The sequence below is a fragment of the Biformimicrobium ophioploci genome, from assembly GCF_030270605.1.
Taxonomy (GTDB): Bacteria; Pseudomonadota; Gammaproteobacteria; order Pseudomonadales; family Cellvibrionaceae; genus Biformimicrobium; species Biformimicrobium ophioploci.
Map to the genome: position 1 here is coordinate 372,739 of NZ_BSYJ01000003.1, position 14,692 is coordinate 387,430.

14 protein-coding genes are annotated in these 14,692 nt (G+C 58.7%); 2 read left to right on the forward strand and 12 right to left on the reverse strand.

The window, feature by feature from the left end; translation table 11 throughout:
- Window positions 1–6: 6 nt before the first annotated feature.
- The 8 genes from QSJ80_RS08360 to QSJ80_RS08395 all read right to left on the reverse strand — a co-directional run bounded on the left by QSJ80_RS08360 (window position 7) and on the right by QSJ80_RS08395 (window position 8,958).
- Window positions 7–771, reverse strand: a complete 765-nt coding sequence (locus QSJ80_RS08360; protein ID WP_285763979.1) for a gluconate 2-dehydrogenase subunit 3 family protein — start codon at window positions 769–771, stop codon at window positions 7–9.
- The gene (locus QSJ80_RS08365; protein WP_285763980.1) at window positions 771–2,450 is read right to left on the reverse strand and encodes a GMC family oxidoreductase; all 1,680 of its coding nucleotides are present in this window, start codon (window positions 2,448–2,450) and stop codon (window positions 771–773) included. The genes QSJ80_RS08360 and QSJ80_RS08365 overlap by 1 nt, the downstream gene beginning before the upstream one ends.
- Window positions 2,450–3,142: a 3-keto-disaccharide hydrolase gene (locus QSJ80_RS08370; RefSeq protein WP_285763981.1), complete on the reverse strand. Its 693-nt coding sequence runs from the start codon at window positions 3,140–3,142 to the stop codon at window positions 2,450–2,452. The genes QSJ80_RS08365 and QSJ80_RS08370 overlap by 1 nt, the downstream gene beginning before the upstream one ends.
- 165 nt (window positions 3,143–3,307) lie before the next feature.
- Window positions 3,308–4,396: an NHL repeat-containing protein gene (locus QSJ80_RS08375; RefSeq protein WP_285763982.1), complete on the reverse strand. Its 1,089-nt coding sequence runs from the start codon at window positions 4,394–4,396 to the stop codon at window positions 3,308–3,310.
- Window positions 4,393–5,379, reverse strand: coding sequence for a sterol desaturase family protein (locus QSJ80_RS08380; RefSeq protein WP_285763983.1), 987 nt, complete (start codon window positions 5,377–5,379; stop codon window positions 4,393–4,395). The genes QSJ80_RS08375 and QSJ80_RS08380 overlap by 4 nt, the downstream gene beginning before the upstream one ends.
- A 1-nt stretch (window position 5,380) precedes the next feature.
- Complete coding sequence (locus QSJ80_RS08385) at window positions 5,381–6,688, reverse strand: MFS transporter (RefSeq protein WP_285763984.1); 1,308 nt, start codon at window positions 6,686–6,688, stop codon at window positions 5,381–5,383.
- Window positions 6,689–6,721: 33 nt separating this feature from the next.
- On the reverse strand, window positions 6,722–7,777 hold the full coding sequence (locus QSJ80_RS08390; RefSeq protein ID WP_285763985.1) for a sugar phosphate isomerase/epimerase family protein: 1,056 nt from the start codon (window positions 7,775–7,777) through the stop codon (window positions 6,722–6,724).
- Between the two features lie 23 nt (window positions 7,778–7,800).
- Window positions 7,801–8,958, reverse strand: a complete 1,158-nt coding sequence (locus tag QSJ80_RS08395) for a Gfo/Idh/MocA family protein (protein ID WP_285763986.1) — start codon at window positions 8,956–8,958, stop codon at window positions 7,801–7,803.
- A gap of 156 nt (window positions 8,959–9,114) precedes the next feature.
- Here QSJ80_RS08395 and QSJ80_RS08400 point away from each other — a divergent pair, with 156 nt between their 5' ends.
- On the forward strand, window positions 9,115–9,831 hold the full coding sequence (locus QSJ80_RS08400; protein WP_285763987.1) for an AraC family transcriptional regulator: 717 nt from the start codon (window positions 9,115–9,117) through the stop codon (window positions 9,829–9,831).
- A gap of 117 nt (window positions 9,832–9,948) precedes the next feature.
- Here the strand turns inward: QSJ80_RS08400 and QSJ80_RS08405 are convergent, their stop codons facing one another.
- Window positions 9,949–10,203 carry a YkgJ family cysteine cluster protein gene (locus tag QSJ80_RS08405; protein ID WP_285763988.1) on the reverse strand — a complete coding sequence of 85 codons (255 nt, stop codon included), beginning with the start codon at window positions 10,201–10,203 and terminating at the stop codon, window positions 9,949–9,951.
- Between the two features lie 17 nt (window positions 10,204–10,220).
- The gene (gene pepQ, locus QSJ80_RS08410; protein ID WP_285763989.1) at window positions 10,221–11,528 is read right to left on the reverse strand and encodes a Xaa-Pro dipeptidase; all 1,308 of its coding nucleotides are present in this window, start codon (window positions 11,526–11,528) and stop codon (window positions 10,221–10,223) included.
- A gap of 106 nt (window positions 11,529–11,634) precedes the next feature.
- On the opposite strand from pepQ, the gene QSJ80_RS08415 reads away from it, so the two are divergent.
- On the forward strand, window positions 11,635–12,009 hold the full coding sequence (locus QSJ80_RS08415) for a hypothetical protein (protein ID WP_285763990.1): 375 nt from the start codon (window positions 11,635–11,637) through the stop codon (window positions 12,007–12,009).
- A gap of 26 nt (window positions 12,010–12,035) precedes the next feature.
- Here QSJ80_RS08415 and QSJ80_RS08420 read toward each other — a convergent pair whose 3' ends face one another.
- Together QSJ80_RS08420 and QSJ80_RS08425 are read right to left on the reverse strand one after the other, a co-directional pair.
- The gene (locus QSJ80_RS08420; protein WP_285763991.1) at window positions 12,036–12,635 is read right to left on the reverse strand and encodes a thioredoxin family protein; all 600 of its coding nucleotides are present in this window, start codon (window positions 12,633–12,635) and stop codon (window positions 12,036–12,038) included.
- A 33-nt stretch (window positions 12,636–12,668) separates the two neighbouring features.
- On the reverse strand, window positions 12,669–14,567 hold the full coding sequence (locus tag QSJ80_RS08425) for a protein-disulfide reductase DsbD family protein (RefSeq protein ID WP_285763992.1): 1,899 nt from the start codon (window positions 14,565–14,567) through the stop codon (window positions 12,669–12,671).
- Between the last annotated feature and the right edge of the window lie 125 nt (window positions 14,568–14,692).

The window sequence follows — 14,692 nt, forward strand, 5'->3', positions numbered from 1 at the left end:
TTTACCTCAGGCGTAGGCGTATTCAGTCAGTCCAAGTTCCTCCAGCACACCTTCCAGGTGCGCCTTGGCTTCCGCCGTGGGGCCAGGGTAGTCGCCGGCGATCGGCTTGTTACCCTGGTATCCGATGTCGCGAGTCCCTTCCGGCGAACTGAAGTAGGCAATACTGATCAGCGTGCGCACGCCGTCAAAAACGCGTGCCATGTAGGCAAAGCGGAGGTCCGACTCTGCTTTCTCGTACGCGATGTCGTCGATGATTTCGAGTTGTTGCTGTGGCGATGCCTGCACGAAATTCTTGCCGAAGCGTCGAGTGGACTCTTCATCCAGCCAGACAAGTCCGGAAAGAATCTCCACGCGGTCAGCCTGAAAGCTGGGATAGGGGGCGCTGACCCACTCATCGATCACATCGGTAACCTGTACTTCGGAGGCCGATGGATTACTGCCTTCACGGGGAATCAGAATGTCCGCGATGACAGAAACCAGTTTACGTTGTGCAGCGGTCATGGTGAGTGGCCACGGACGCGTCGGCGGTTGAAGCAGGTTCGGGTCTGTGCCGTAGCCTTTTCCGGTAATGGGCTCCAGCTTCAGGTCGGGCCAGTTGCCGGCGATTTTTGCCGCCGAGACCAGTGCCTTTTCACAGCCGCTGATCAGTGGCAGGGTCAGGCCTGCACTGATCGCGCCAAGCCACTTGAGTGCCTGCCGTCGTGAGACGCGGCCACGGGGTGCTTCTTCAGTGGCCGGGATACGGTGTTGGATATGAAAATTCTGGTTCATTAGATCGCCCCCTTATCCAGTTGCTCTGAAAGCCAGCTGGCGTTCCGCATTGCCAGGGTCATGATGGTCAGGGTGCAGTTCTTGTGTGGATTGGAGGCGAATACACCGGCGTCCATCACAAACAGGTTGTTGCAGTCCCAGGTCTGTCCGTACTGGTTGGTGACAGAATCTTCCGGTGAAGAGCCCATTCGAGTGGAGCCCACTTCGTGGATGATTTCGCCCCCTTTCTTGATAGCCTCTTCTGGTGAAGGCATGGAGTCAACCTCGACGCCCATGTTGTTGAGAATGGCCCTGATGGTTTTCAGGCCATGTTCTACCTGATTCAACTCCTGTTCGGACCATTTCCAGTGAAACCTGGCCACGGGGATGCCCCATTTGTCTTTCACCTTCTCGTCAATTTCCATAAAGCAGTCTTTGTTCGGCACCATTTCGCCGCGCAGCGAGAAACCCACTTGCGCGCCGTAATCGTGCTTGGCCTGCTTTTTCAATTCAGGGCCATAGCCCTGCAATTTCGCCGGGTAGTATGATCCCGGTGCCTGGAAACCGGTTTTCAGTTCGAGATGGTAGCCGCGGGCAAAATCCAGTTCGCCTTTTGCCTGTGCCTTGTGGCCCCACCAAGGGATGAACAGGTGATTGGCTGTGTGACCGTCTTCGTTGTAAATCGGCCTACCCTTGAGCGCCGGGATCTCTGCACTAAAGTCGGCTCCGGTGGAATCCATGATGTTGCGCCCAACCTGGCCGCTGGAATTGGCCAGACCCTGCGGGAACTGCTCGCTCTTCGAGTTGAGGAGGATGCGGGCAGACTCACAGGCGCTGGCCGCCAGGATGACCACCTTTGCTGGCAGCGTAACGGGTTGAGCGGTGTTCTTGTCGATATAGGTAATGGCATTCACGACGCCTTGCTCATCGACCTCTACCGTCTTTGCCATGGCGTCGGTGATGATTTTCAGGTTGCCGGTGGCCTTCGCCATTGGGATCAGGGAAGTCGTGGTCTGGAAGGCCGCGCCTATCGAGCAACCGCGACCGCATTCTGTGGCATAGAAGCAGGCGCTTCGATTGTCCTTGGGACGTGTCAGAACTGCACGATGCATTGGCGCGGCGGGAATTCCCAGTTTTTTTGCAGCTGCTGCAACCAGCAGTTCCGGTATGCGGGGTTTGGGTGGTGGCTGTAAAACACCTTCCGGTGAATCCGGCATGTCATCGAGGCCGGTATTGGTACCGCAAACGCCAACGAGTTCTTCGGTCTTGTCGTACCAAGGCGCAATGTCCTTGTACTCAAAGGGCCAGTCAGCACCCAGGCCATCCCGGCTGTAACCTTTGAAGTCGTGCTCGCTGAAGCGTAGGGCGTAGCGGCCCCAGTGATTGGTGCGTCCGCCGAGCATGCGCGCGCGCCACCATTTGAACTCGGTACCTTCCCCGGCAGTGTAGGGCTCTCCCGGCACGGTCCAGCCGCCGTCGACGGTCGCATCGTAGTAGCCGAAGTCTTTATCCGGCGTGGGTGCGCCCACCAGCGGGGCTTGGGCCGGGGTGTTGAACATGGGGGTTTCTTTAACCGGGTCGTAATCGCGCCCGGCTTCGAGCATCAATACTTTTTTGCCTTCTTTCGTCAATGTGTAGGCAGCCATGGCGCCACCCGCGCCGGAGCCAACGACGACAACGTCATAATCAAAATCAGACATTACTTCAGTTCCTTGATCTTGATGTTTTTGAATGCGACCGGGTCATTATGGTCCTGCAGACCGATGTGGCCTTCGCGGGCTTCGCCAAAGCCATCGAAATCGCTCATCAGGCCCCAGAACCAGCTCTTGAACTTGCTGCCTTCCAGCAGGGTGTTCCACGTACTGTCACCGAGGGTGATGTTCACTGTCTTCACCTGGTTCTGCCAGACCTGCAGGAAGCCGTCGCGGAACAGGATGCGAACCTGGTTCCACTCACCCGCCGGCTTGTGCGAGGAAGGGTGCGAAGCCACCATGTCGTAGAGAGAGCCCGACAGGTGTGAGTCAATCTTGTTGTCCGAATGGCGCTCGTTATCCAGAATCTGGATTTCCGGTCCACGTGAGTAAATTTGGTCGCCCTTTTCGCTAACCAGGATAAAGATGCCGCTGTTGCCGGCTTCGGAAATTTTCCATTCCAGTTGCAGGTCGAAATTTTTGTAGGACTTGCGCGTCATGATGTCGCCACCGCCCTTGCCGGTGAGCTTCATGGTGCCGTCTTCCACTAGCCACTTCTCATTCAGGGTATCGCTCTTGAAGTTGCGCCAGTGGCGCATATCGTGACCGTCAAAAAGTAGTTCCCAACCTTCGGCATCCTCTGCATCGGTGAGGGTGTTGTCTTCGGCAAACGTGAGCAATGGCGTGCTGACTAAAACCACAGCGGATGCCAGTGATCGCCAGAATGCTGTATTTCTTTGCGCTTTTGTATTTGCTTTGTGCATAGAAAGTCCTTAACTCAGTGTTGCCATTGATATGGCCTGTTATAAATCTATGTGGGCTTTGACTACGTAAGTGCCCGGTTATTCCGCCCGATATAGTCGTGTTCAGTCTTCCACTCGCTCCCAGTAGGTGAGTGTGCCCGGGTTCCAGGTGGCCACAATAATGTCCTGGTTGGGCAGGAATATCGCATCGTGGGGATACTTTACACCCTGTTCGCCCAGCTGCTGCGCTACCTCGATTTTGCTTACAACCTGATTGTTGCCATCCAGAATAACCAGATGGCCGGACAGATCTGGTATCAGCAGGTATTCTCCCATCACGTCGAAATCGCAGGGCTCTGCAATGGCATCCGCCGTGACTTCGGATACCGGGTTGCCGGCCAGGTCAATATATTGCAAGCGGCTGTTGCCACGGTCGGCGACCAACAGCTGCTGCTGACGCGGGTCGTAGATCAGTCCGTGGGGTGTGTTGAATTGACCCGGCTGTTCTCCCGGTCCACCAAATGACACTTCCTGATAGCTGCCGTCGCGGGTGGAAAATTTATGGATCAGGGAGCTGCCGTAGCAGTCGGCCATGTAGAAGGCCTCTTCACTCGGGTGAAAAGCCACGTTACAGGGCATGTAAGCAGTCGGGAACAATGTCAGGTTTTTGGAGAACAGGCTGAAGGCGCCGTCAATAATCCACCCCTGAACCATCGCCAGCCAGTCGTTTTCATAGGCGGGCTGGGCTGGTGCTCCTTCAAAAGACCACAGGAGTTGCCCGTCTTTGTCTGTCTTGGTGACGCGACCGTCAAAATTACTGTGGTAGAGGTAGAACTGCCCTTGTTCCTCTTGCCCGTCAAGTCCGTGCGGGTTGCCGCGAGCCATTGCCGCGCTGCCGAGAGTACCGAGAAAACTCCCGTCCAGATCGAAGTGGGCAAGGGCCCGGGTATCTTCGTTCTGTTGTCCGTCGGTAGAGTAGGTAACAAAGATGTCGTTGTCTGGCCCGAGTGTGATTCCGTGAACATGTTGCCAGGTCGAAGTGATTGTTTCGGGCAGCACCAGTTTGTCGGCACGGTAACGGTAGCGAAATTCGCCCTGCCCGATTACCTCTGTTCCATTGTCGAGTGCGGGAGCCGGGTCTGCGATCGCGGTGGCAGCGCCATACAGGCCGCCACCGATTGCCAGCATCAATACGAGGGAATAGCTTTTCACACTGCACCTTCCCTGTTTATCACCGGTGTGCCTTCTTCAGGAGTCCAGTTTGGGGGCATGATCAGGTATCGGAATTTGTCGACCCAGCGCGGGGTCTGGCGAACATCCCGAGCGAGGGAAGCAATTTCTCCAAAATAGCATTCGAAAAAGTTGTTGCCGTCTTTACGCTTGATGCCGTATTCCGGGCGAATGTTTGGATCCTGCTCCTGGTAAGTGCCAAAGACCCTGTCCCAGACATTCAGCAGGTTGCAGTAATTTGTATCCACATAAACTGGGTTTTTCGCGTGATGTACCCGGTGATGGGAAGGTGTGAGGATGTACTTGTGCAAGCGGCCCATGCGCCCGTCCGGCATCAGCTCTTCGCCGATATGAATCAGCGAACCCCAGATGGCGTCAATGCCGATAACGATCATCAGCACCAGCGGATCCACGCCAAGCAGGGTGCAGATGCCAATGCGCACCAGATCAGCGTAGGGCGCTTCCAGGAAAAAGTGCGCGTAGGAAACCGACAGGTTCATGTGTTGCGGCGCGTGGTGGGTGGAGTGAATACACCACAGCAGACGCACCTTGTGTCCGGCCCAGTGATAGATGAAGTGGGCAAACTCCCACACCAGGTAACCGTACACGAACCAGTACCAGGTAAAGCTGGTTTCCAGTAGCGCGAACGGTTGCAGGGTGCTGGCTACAGTGACGGCAATAGCGAGGGAAATAAAGCGGCCGATAATACCGTTTGTCACAAGGGTCAGCAGGGGGACCCGGAAGTGCTGCCACTGGAACTGGCCACGTGCAATTGCGGCCAGGATTTCGATGATCAGCAATACAGGAATCAGCGGCGCAAACAGCGCGTAAAGCCCGTCCAGAGACAACAGGCTCGCGCTGTCGCCCGAGCCAAGCAGTACGATCAAGTCTTGCAGGCCGAGAAACTGCAGGACTTCCTGCAGCGCGGCGCTAAGTACTTGGGTCAGTCCGAATTCCTGGGACATATTAGGCATTTCCTGCGTGTGCCTGGGTAGAGCCACTGCGGCGCTGCCACAGCCAGATGGCGCCAAATACCGGCAACAGCAATAGTGGCACCACCGCCACCGACTGGAACGACTCTACCGAGGCAAAGCGCACTACCTCGGCCATTGCTTCCGGCGACAGGCTTGCCAGTTTATTGGCGCCGCCTGCAGCCTCCGCCTTGGCGCTGTCAAAAATAGCGCCCATTTTCGGAAGTACGAACTGGATTGACAGACCACCGGCGAAGCCCATCAGGCCCATGGCCACGGCGCCACCTTTTGGGAAATGCTCGGATACGATGGCCAGCATGGTCGGCCACATGTAGCACACGCCGATGCCCCAGACGGTAGCTGCGCCGAAGGCCAGCAGTGGGGAGTCGGCCAGGCTTAACAGATAGAGGCCGATGCCGGCTGCGAGGCAGCTGGCAAACATCAGGCCAGTGGAAGAAATGCGTTTTACGATGGGGCCGGCAAAATGTCGCATTACAAACATCAGCGCGCTCACATACACCAGCAGAAGAATGCCCTGCATACCGACGATGTTGGAAAGGGTGATGTTCACCCACTGGCCCGGCGCGAGTTCGGCAGCGGCGGTGAGGAACATGCAGGCCCAGAACACCCAGAACAGCGGGCGACGCAGTAGCTCGCCAAACATCTCGCCATAGCTGACGCCGGAAGAAACGCGCTCTGTGACCGGGAACGCTGCGCCCGCGACCATCCAGGCCAGTACCAGTGCTGGTATCAGCAGGATGAACATGTTGATCTTCCAGGACAGTCCCATTGCGCTAATGGCAACGCCCATCAGCCCACCAACCACGATGCCGGCTGGCCACCATGCGTGAAGGATATTGAGTCGATGAGTTTTCTCTTCGGGATAGAGGGTGGCCACCATGGGATTGGAGGCCGCTTCTACCGCGCCCCAGCCGAGTCCTGTGAGCAGAAGGCTTGCCAGTACCACCATTTCAACCGATGGGCCCACCGGCATCATTGTGGCGGCCAGCAATCCCAGCGCACCGGCAACGTAGCCGAGTGCGGAGAGCAGCAGCATCCGCTTCATGCCGACCAAGTCCACCAGGGCACTGCCGAACAGCAGCGTCAATGCGAACCCGGTAAAGGTCGCGCCGAGTGCCTCGCCCACCATGGCGGCGGAGTTGGCCAGATCAATGTGATTGTAGATATCGGCTTGCAGGTCGGGTGCGATGTTCGCGCGCACGGCAAAGCCGAGGCCAATCATGAAAATGGAAAGATTGCCTATGTGGTACAGGCGGCGGCGGTCGATTTGCATATCCGTCATTGTGTGGCTCCGGACTGTATTTATACGTTGTGGTTATGCCAGGCCGAGAATGCGTCGGTTGGACGCTTCGTCAGACCCGGTTCCGGCGAAATCATCAAAGGCTTTGTCGCTGGGGCGGATAATGTGGCGGTTGATAAACTCCACGCCCTCGCGCGCGCCATCTTCGGGGTGCTTCAGGCAGCATTCCCACTCCAGCACTGCCCAGCCTTCATAGCCGTAGCGTGCGAACTGGCTGAAGATGCGGCTGAAATCCACCTGCCCATCGCCGAGGGAACGGAAGCGTCCCGGGCGGTCTTGCCAGGACTGGTAGCCGCCGTAGACACCGCTGCGGCCATTTGGATTGAACTCCGCATCCTTGACGTGGAACATCTTGATGCGTTCGTGATACAGGTCGATGAATTGGATGTAGTCCAGCTGCTGCAGCAGGAAGTGGCTCGGATCGTAGAGGATGTTGCAGCGCGCATGGTTGCCTGTGGCTTCGAGGAAACGCTCGAAGCTGGCCCCGTCGTGCAGGTCTTCGCCCGGGTGAATCTCGTAGCAGACATCAACCCCCGCATCGTCAAAGGCATTGAGAATCGGCAGCCAGCGCGCGGCCAGCTCGCGGAAACCGGTTTCCACCAGTCCCTCGGGGCGTTGTGGCCACGGGTACATGGTGTGCCATAGCAGGGCGCCGGAGAAAGTCGCGTGGGCATTCAGTCCCAGGTTTTGGCTCGCCTTTGCTGCCAGTAACAGTTGCTGTATCGCCCAGTCCATACGTGCCGCCGGGTTACCGCGCACCTGCTCCGGGGCAAAACCATCGAATTGCTGGTCGTAAGCGGGGTGCACCGCCACCAGTTGTCCCTGCAGGTGGGTAGAGAGCTCGGTGATTTCCACACCACCTTCGGCACAAATGCCTTTGAGTTCATCGCAGTAGTCTTTGCTGTCTGCGGCCAGGGACAGGTCGATCAGGGAACTCTCCCAGGTGGGTACCTGGATGCCCTTGTAACCGAGGTCTCCGGCCCAGCGGCTTATGGCCGCCAGGCTGTTAAAGGGCGCTTTATCGCCGACGAACTGGGCGAGGAAAATCGCCGGGCCTTTCATTGTTGCCATATGCTGGGTTCTCTCTCGCTTTATTAGTGTTTGGGAAATGGGTGCCACTTTACGTCGCTATTGCTGGCGGCGACGGCAAGCTCGATAAAGGTCATGCCGCGCACGGCCTCGTCGATACCAGGGCAGTCGGCACTGCGGGCGTCGAGAGGAATATCGGCTTCACTGGCCCGGATTTGGCCTGCAAACGCCATATACAGGTTGGCGAAGGCCTCCAGGTAGCCTTCCGGGTGTCCCATGGGGGTGCGGGTATTGGCCGCTGCCAGCGCGCCCAGATAGCCACCGCCGGCGCGCAGCATTTCAGTGGGGCGGTCGGGCCATTTCAGCCACAGGGTGTTGGGTTCCTGCTGGGCCCATTCCAGCCCGCCGTGCTCACCGTAGACGCGGATGCGTAAACCGTTTTCCTCACCGGCGCAGACCTGACTTGCGTGGAGTACGCCACGCGCGCCGCCATCAAATCGCAGCAGCACGCTGCCGTCATCGTCGAGTTCACGCCCTTCGACGAAGGCGGTGAGATCCGAGCACAGGGACGATATCTGCAGGCCCGAGACATATTCGGCGAGGTTGGAAGCATGCACGCCGATATCTCCCATACAGCTGCTGATGCCAGCCTGTTTGGGGTCAAGGCGCCAGCTCGCCTGCTTGTTACCGGTGTCTTCCTGCCGGTCTGCCAGCCACCCCTGGGGGTACTCCACCACCACTTTGCGGACCTTGCCCAGGTCACCACGGCTAATTCGCTCACGAGCTTCTTTCACCAGCGGGTAGCCGTTATAGGTGTGGGTGAGGCCGTACAGGAGGCCGGTCTCTGCGACCAGTTCCTTTAACTGCAGTGCCTCATTCAAATTGAGGGTTGCGGGCTTGTCACTCAGGACGTGAAACCCGGCACGCAGAGCCGCTTCAGCGACCGGAAAATGCATATGGTTGGGGGTGACGATGGCCACGAACTGCATACGCAACTCGGGAGGCAGCGCCGCCTCCGCAGTCATCATGGTCTGGAAGTCGGTGTAAACCCGCTCCGCAGGCAGGTGTAGGGCGGCACCAGAGCGTTGCGAGCGGGCCGGGTCACTACTGAAGGCGCCGCACACAAGCTCGATTTCCCCGTCGATCGCGGCGGCCATGCGATGAATCGTACCGATAAAGGCGCCTTCACCGCCGCCGACCATGCCCATTCTTATTTTTGCCATAAGGACTCTTCCCCGTCTCCGGTCAGACGCCTGTTGACCGGTCATTTATCCGCCAATTCTTGGGGGTCACTATGCGGGGAATGGAGTGCCAATACTTGGAAAAATTCGCTTATAATTTGTAAAAAATCGGCGCAGGGGCCTATTTTGACAAAACTAATGGTTCGAGATTTGGCCAGTGTGCACCAGAGCCTGGCGGTGTTGGAGCTCATTCCCGGTACCCATGCATGGGCCAAGGACAGGGAGGGGCGGTTTGTGTTCGGCAGCCGGCTCTTCTTTGAGCGTTTCGGGTTCGCTTCCATGGAGGCGCTGCTGGGAAAGACCGACTACGACTTGGCGCCGGCAGAGATGGTCCAGAGCTACCGGGTGGACGATGAGCTGGTACTGGGCGGCGGGGTGATCACGGACCGTCTGGAGCTTATCCTCAGCGGGCCGGAAACCGTTGGCTGGTTCCTGACCTCAAAGTGGCCGATCTACGATCCTCAAGGGCAGGTAATTGGCACCTTCGGCATCAGCCGGAGCATTGATGAGTCGGAGACCAGCGCGCTGTCGTATCAGGATTTGCGGGTGCCCATCAATTATATCGGTGAGCACTTCGCCAGTAATATATCTGTCGCCGCGATTGCGAGCGCCTGCAATATTTCCGTCAGTGCGTTGGAACGGCGTTTTCGCAAACACTTAAAAAAAACGCCGAGGCAATACATCAATGAGGTACGACTGGAGCACGCCCGGTCTCTACTTTTGAAAACCCGCAAGAGCGTCGGAACAATCGCACTGGAAACTGGCTTCTCCGACCACAGCCATTTTACGCGTGCCTTCACCAAGTACTTCGGCTTATCGCCGAGGGATGCACGCCGTGGAGGCTCCGCCGAATAAAAATCGCATAGACGATCCCACAAGTCAGGTTGCGTATAGGCTTGTATGGAGATTGGTCAGGGCAAGAGTAGAGGCGAGCGAAATTTAATGTGGCCGTTCTGTCTTTATCGGAAAGTACTAACAGCGCGTATCAATCTCCATCGCGCTGATGAGCGCCAGCGCTTCGATGCGACTGTCGCCGCAGACCGATTCGCAGGGCTGGAAGGCCGCGCACAGAGCCGGCCGCTCGGGCTTACCGAACAGCCTGCACAGGTTGTCGTCATCCAGGTTCACGCAGCGGACGCCCGCCGGCTTGCCGTTGGGCATACCGGGAATCGGGTTGTTGATGGACGGCGCGATACAACAGGCGCCGCAGCCGAGTCGGCATTCCACTTCAACAGGCCCTTGTATCAGCCACGATAGACGTCGCGGGTCATGTTCTCATTGCCGTCGGCATAGACCGCGATATTGTCCTCGATACGAATGCCACCAAAGGGTCGGAACGCATCGACACGGGCCCAGTTTACCTCGCTGGTGTGCGCGCCCTTTTTCAGGTCTGCCAGCAGGCTGTCGATAAAATAGAGGCCCGGCTCAATGGTAAACACGTGGCCGGCTTCGACCTTGCGTGTGGTGCGCAGGAACGGGAATTTCTTCGGTGGCTGGATGACGCCGCCATCCGGCCCGGCCTGGTGGCCGCCGACATCGTGTACCTGCAGGCCGAGGAAGTGGCCCAGGCCGTGCGGCAGGAAGGTGCCACTTAGGCCGCTGTCCACGGCGCTCTGCGGCTCACAGTTGAGTACGCCGAAGCGCTTCAGGATATCCGCAACCCCCAGATGGCACTGCTCGTGCAGGTCCGGGTAATTCACGCCCGCCTGCAGGCCGTCGCACAGCTTCAGCTGCATTTCGTCCATGGCGGCAATTATGTCGGCAAACTCGCCGCCATTCTTCGCGTAGGTACGGGTGATGTCCGATGCATAGCCGTAACAGTTGGCGCCGGCATCGATCAGGAAGCTGAGCAGGTCACCACCGAGGCGACGATTACTCAGGTGCGTGTAGTGCAGGATCGCGGTGTGCTCATTGAGCGCCACGATATTGCTGTAAGGCACAGTGTTCTCGCCCTGGCCTGCAGCGCCCAGGTAGGCGAGGTTGATTTCAAACTCGCTGGCGCCATCGTGGAACGCGGCTTCGGCAGCGCGGTGGCCGGCAACGGCCAGGCGGTTGGCTTCGCGCAGGCAGGCCACTTCGTACGGGGTCTTTACCGCGCGCTCCCAGTGCAGGCGCGCAGTCAGCAGTTGCGGGTTTTCATCGCCCAGGGGCCAGCCCGGCAATTTTTCGGTTTCGCCGAGGAAGGCCGGTTTGTCGGCATTGAGGTGTGCCTTGGCCTCATCCGGGGAGGCAATCAGTACTATGTCGAATTCGTCGGTCCAGAAATCGTTGGGCTCCGGCGGCACGTAGTGCCAGAAGTCCACCGGGCGATAGAAAAGCAACTGGGGCTTCTGGCCCGCGCGATAGACGACCCACGAATGCGGGTTGTCGATGACCGGTACCAGCGCCTTGAAATGCGGGTTCACCTTGAACGGGTAATCCATATCGTCCAGGAACTGGCGCTTGGGGCTGCCGCTGAAGATATACAGGGCGTCGTAGTCGCACTCGTTGAGGATACGGTCGTAGCGTGCCCGCAGGGTGCTCATGTGGTCTGCAAACAGTGACTTGTCCATAGGGTGATTCCGGGGTTCCCGTTTTGGCAATGGCTTGGTGTGAATGCCGCTTAGTGTATATTGGGCTTCCGGCAAAAGCATTCCCGCACGGATGAACAGAATAATTATGCGAAAAACCCTGTTGATAGCCGCCGCCTGTGTGGTGGCGGCCTGCAGTAGCAACACAAATATGCCGGAGGGCATGTTCGACGAGTCGTTTGATACGGAAACCGGCAGTGACGGGGCGCTTCGCTTCAGGTATCGGCTGGAGCCAGCCCGCAAGGGTGGGTTGCGCCCCTATACCCGCAGCCCGAGCATGAGCCAGGCGCAGTATGAGGCTGCGGTCAGACAGCGGGCGAGTATGGGGCCGCGCTTCGAGCGCTGGTTTGATGCCGGCCTCGCCAGAAAACTGGAGGAGACCGGCTACTGCCCCAACGGCTATTTCGTGCTCGAAAGAGTGGTGGGGCGGGATCTTGGCCTGTTACGCGGCGAATGCCGTTAAAACCCGCCGCGCTTGGCTACGCGCTGCTATTTGTACTTCACGGAGCAGCCGTAAGGGCGTGATGCCTTGACGGAGACATCCTCGCCGGCCAGCAGCTCGCCCAGGCCCTGGTCTACATAGTTGGTGGCCTTGGGGATATCCGCCGGGTTGGCAGACTTGATGCTGTCAATGGCGCCGGCGTAGCGCAGGGTGCCTTCCGGGTCGATGATATACATGTGCGGTGTGGTGCGCGCGCCGTACAGCTGCCCGACAGTGCCCTCTGGGTCCAGCAGTACCGCAGACGGGGTGGCGTTGCGGCTCTGGGTCAGCTGGTCCGCTTCCTCCGGGCTGACGTGTCCCTGTTTGCCCGGGGATGATGAAATCACCGACAGCCACACAATGTCCTTGCCAGTGAACTTCTTCTGCAGACCCTGCATATTGCCGCTTTCATAGTGCTTCTGCACATAGGGGCACAGGTGATTGGTCCACTCCAGCACCACGTACTTGCCTTTGTGATCGGCCAGCGAAACAGTCTTGCCATCGGTTGCGGTCAGAGAGAACGCCGGTGCCGGCTGGTCTACCTCAACCTTGGCATGCGCAGAAAATGCCAGCGCCAGCGAGCACAGGAACAGGGATAACTTTTTCATCGGGTTTCTCCTTTCTTGGGAATCGGAACTGACTTACGAATCGGGTTGTCCTGGCGATGATTCGATTGCCGCGCCTGCATGGGCGGCGCGCAATTCACGCAATACCAGGTCTGCGGTCAGGATCTGGGGCAGTAGCTTCGGTTTTCTGCCCTGTTTGTAAATCACGTACAGCGGCACGCCGGAGCGCTCGAAACCGGTCAGCAGGTTGAGAATGGCCTCATCCCGGTTGGTCCAGTCTGCCAGCAGGTAGGTATAGCCCTCACTGGCGAGTAGTGTACGCAACTCTTCATTACGGAACGCAACCTGTTCATTCACCTTGCAGGTAATACACCAGTCTGCCGTGGCGTTGAGCAGTACCGTATCGCCCTCTGCGATGGCCTGCTGCAACTGTTGCTCGGTGTAACTGACCGCGAAAGCCGGGCCGCTGTCCTGGCCGGGTACGGACTTGAAGCCGGTCTGGCCGGCGAGTACCCAGAGCAGCCATGCGGCAGTAAGGAACATGGGGATAGCCATGGCCTGCTTGAAGCGCAGCATCCACGGGCCGGGCTTTGGTATCCAGTTGTGCAGGCGCGGGAACAGGCTGATTGCGGTCAGCGGCAGGCCGAAGCCGAGTGCCAGCGCCGTGAAAATGGCGAACGATGTCGTGGCCGGCTGCGTCAGGGCGTAACCGAGTGCGGCGGCCATAAACGGTGCGGTGCAGGGTGATGCCACCACCACCGCCAGCGCGCCGGTGTAAAAGCTGCCGCTGGCGCCGTCTTTTTCTGTCAGGTGTTGTCCGGTGCCGGAGATCCGCGCAAACAGTTTGCTGTCGCCGAGCAGTGCCAGTCCGATGGCCACGAACAGCGCCGCCAGCAGGCCCACCACCCACGGGGATTGCAGCTGGAAGCCCCAGCCGATGCTGGCGCCACCGTGACGCAGCAGGATCAGCAGCCCGGCGATCAACCAGAAGGTCAGCAGCACGCCGGCCATGTACATGAGGCCCTGGGTGCGCTGGTCGCCTTTCTGCAGGCTGATGGCCTTGAGGCCAAGGACCGGCAGTACGCAGGGCATCAGGTTGAGGATCAGGCCGCCAACAAACGCAAAGAGTATGGCGCTGGCGAGGGAGAAGTCGCTGCTTGCGGGCATCAGGCTGGCCGGGCGGGTGGAAACCTCGTACACACGGCTGGCATCCTGATTGACCAGTAGCCACTGCATCTCCGCCGGCGGTTGCAGCAGGTATTCGCTTCGCGTGAAGCTGGCAAGCAGGCGTCCGTCTTCCGTAACGATGGTAGGCTTTTGGGCGTGCACCACCCACCCGTCGACAAACGGGAAAATCGACCATTCGTCACTTGCCAGATCGCCGACAAGGCTGACGGACACGGCGTCCGAGGACACCTCGAATTCACCCTGTATGTCGTTTGCCATGGGGTGGGTGCTGCGCGCTTTTTCAAACAGTGGCGCCTGCTCTGACGGCGTACCTTCCGTGTCAGTAACAGGCAGTTGCAGCATCAGGTCGGCCCAGCCGGGAATACAGTCTTCCTTGCACACCAGCCAGGAAATGCTGGCCTTCAGAGGCACACTGGTAGCGGAGTAGCCCTTGTCGATGGTCAGCGGCACCATCAGCAGGGATTCGCCCTCGTAACCGAAGTTGACCAGGTGCGCCACCGGAATGCGCTGTGGCGCGCTCCAGAGTATTTCGCCGGCAGTTACGCCCTCTGGCAGGGTCCAGTTGATGGAGGGGGCCTCTCCGGAATCACCGGGGTTGCGCCAATAGGTGTGCCAGTGGTGCTCCGGTTGCAGGCGGATGCCCACCCACTGGGTCTGCCCGGCCTGCAGTTGCGATTGCTCGCTGACAAGCGCCACGCGAATATGCGGGCCCTCCGTTTCACTGGACTGGGCGTGGGCCTGTAGCAGCAGGCAGAAGTAGATAAGCAGCGTGGTCAGCAGGCGCAAGAGTCGGGCTCCGGATTATTGGATGACTCACTGTACCTCAAACCGCGGGCCCGCTACAGGCTGCTCGTCGTGGCCTGGTGGCAGTTTGTCGGGCACAAAAAAAGCGGGCTCGGGGGCCCGCTTTT

Coding starts and splice junctions, on each gene's coding strand:
- QSJ80_RS08360 (WP_285763979.1), bottom strand. CDS start 771: ATGAACCAGAATTTTCATATCCAACACCGTATCCCGGCCACTGAAGAA.
- QSJ80_RS08365 (WP_285763980.1), bottom strand. CDS start 2,450: ATGTCTGATTTTGATTATGACGTTGTCGTCGTTGGCTCCGGCGCGGGT.
- QSJ80_RS08380 (WP_285763983.1), bottom strand. CDS start 5,379: ATGTCCCAGGAATTCGGACTGACCCAAGTACTTAGCGCCGCGCTGCAG.
- QSJ80_RS08385 (WP_285763984.1), bottom strand. CDS start 6,688: ATGACGGATATGCAAATCGACCGCCGCCGCCTGTACCACATAGGCAAT.
- QSJ80_RS08390 (WP_285763985.1), bottom strand. CDS start 7,777: ATGGCAACAATGAAAGGCCCGGCGATTTTCCTCGCCCAGTTCGTCGGC.
- QSJ80_RS08395 (WP_285763986.1), bottom strand. CDS start 8,958: ATGGCAAAAATAAGAATGGGCATGGTCGGCGGCGGTGAAGGCGCCTTT.
- QSJ80_RS08400 (WP_285763987.1), top strand. CDS start 9,115: ATGGTTCGAGATTTGGCCAGTGTGCACCAGAGCCTGGCGGTGTTGGAG.
- pepQ (WP_285763989.1), bottom strand. CDS start 11,528: ATGGACAAGTCACTGTTTGCAGACCACATGAGCACCCTGCGGGCACGC.
- QSJ80_RS08415 (WP_285763990.1), top strand. CDS start 11,635: ATGCGAAAAACCCTGTTGATAGCCGCCGCCTGTGTGGTGGCGGCCTGC.
- QSJ80_RS08420 (WP_285763991.1), bottom strand. CDS start 12,635: ATGAAAAAGTTATCCCTGTTCCTGTGCTCGCTGGCGCTGGCATTTTCT.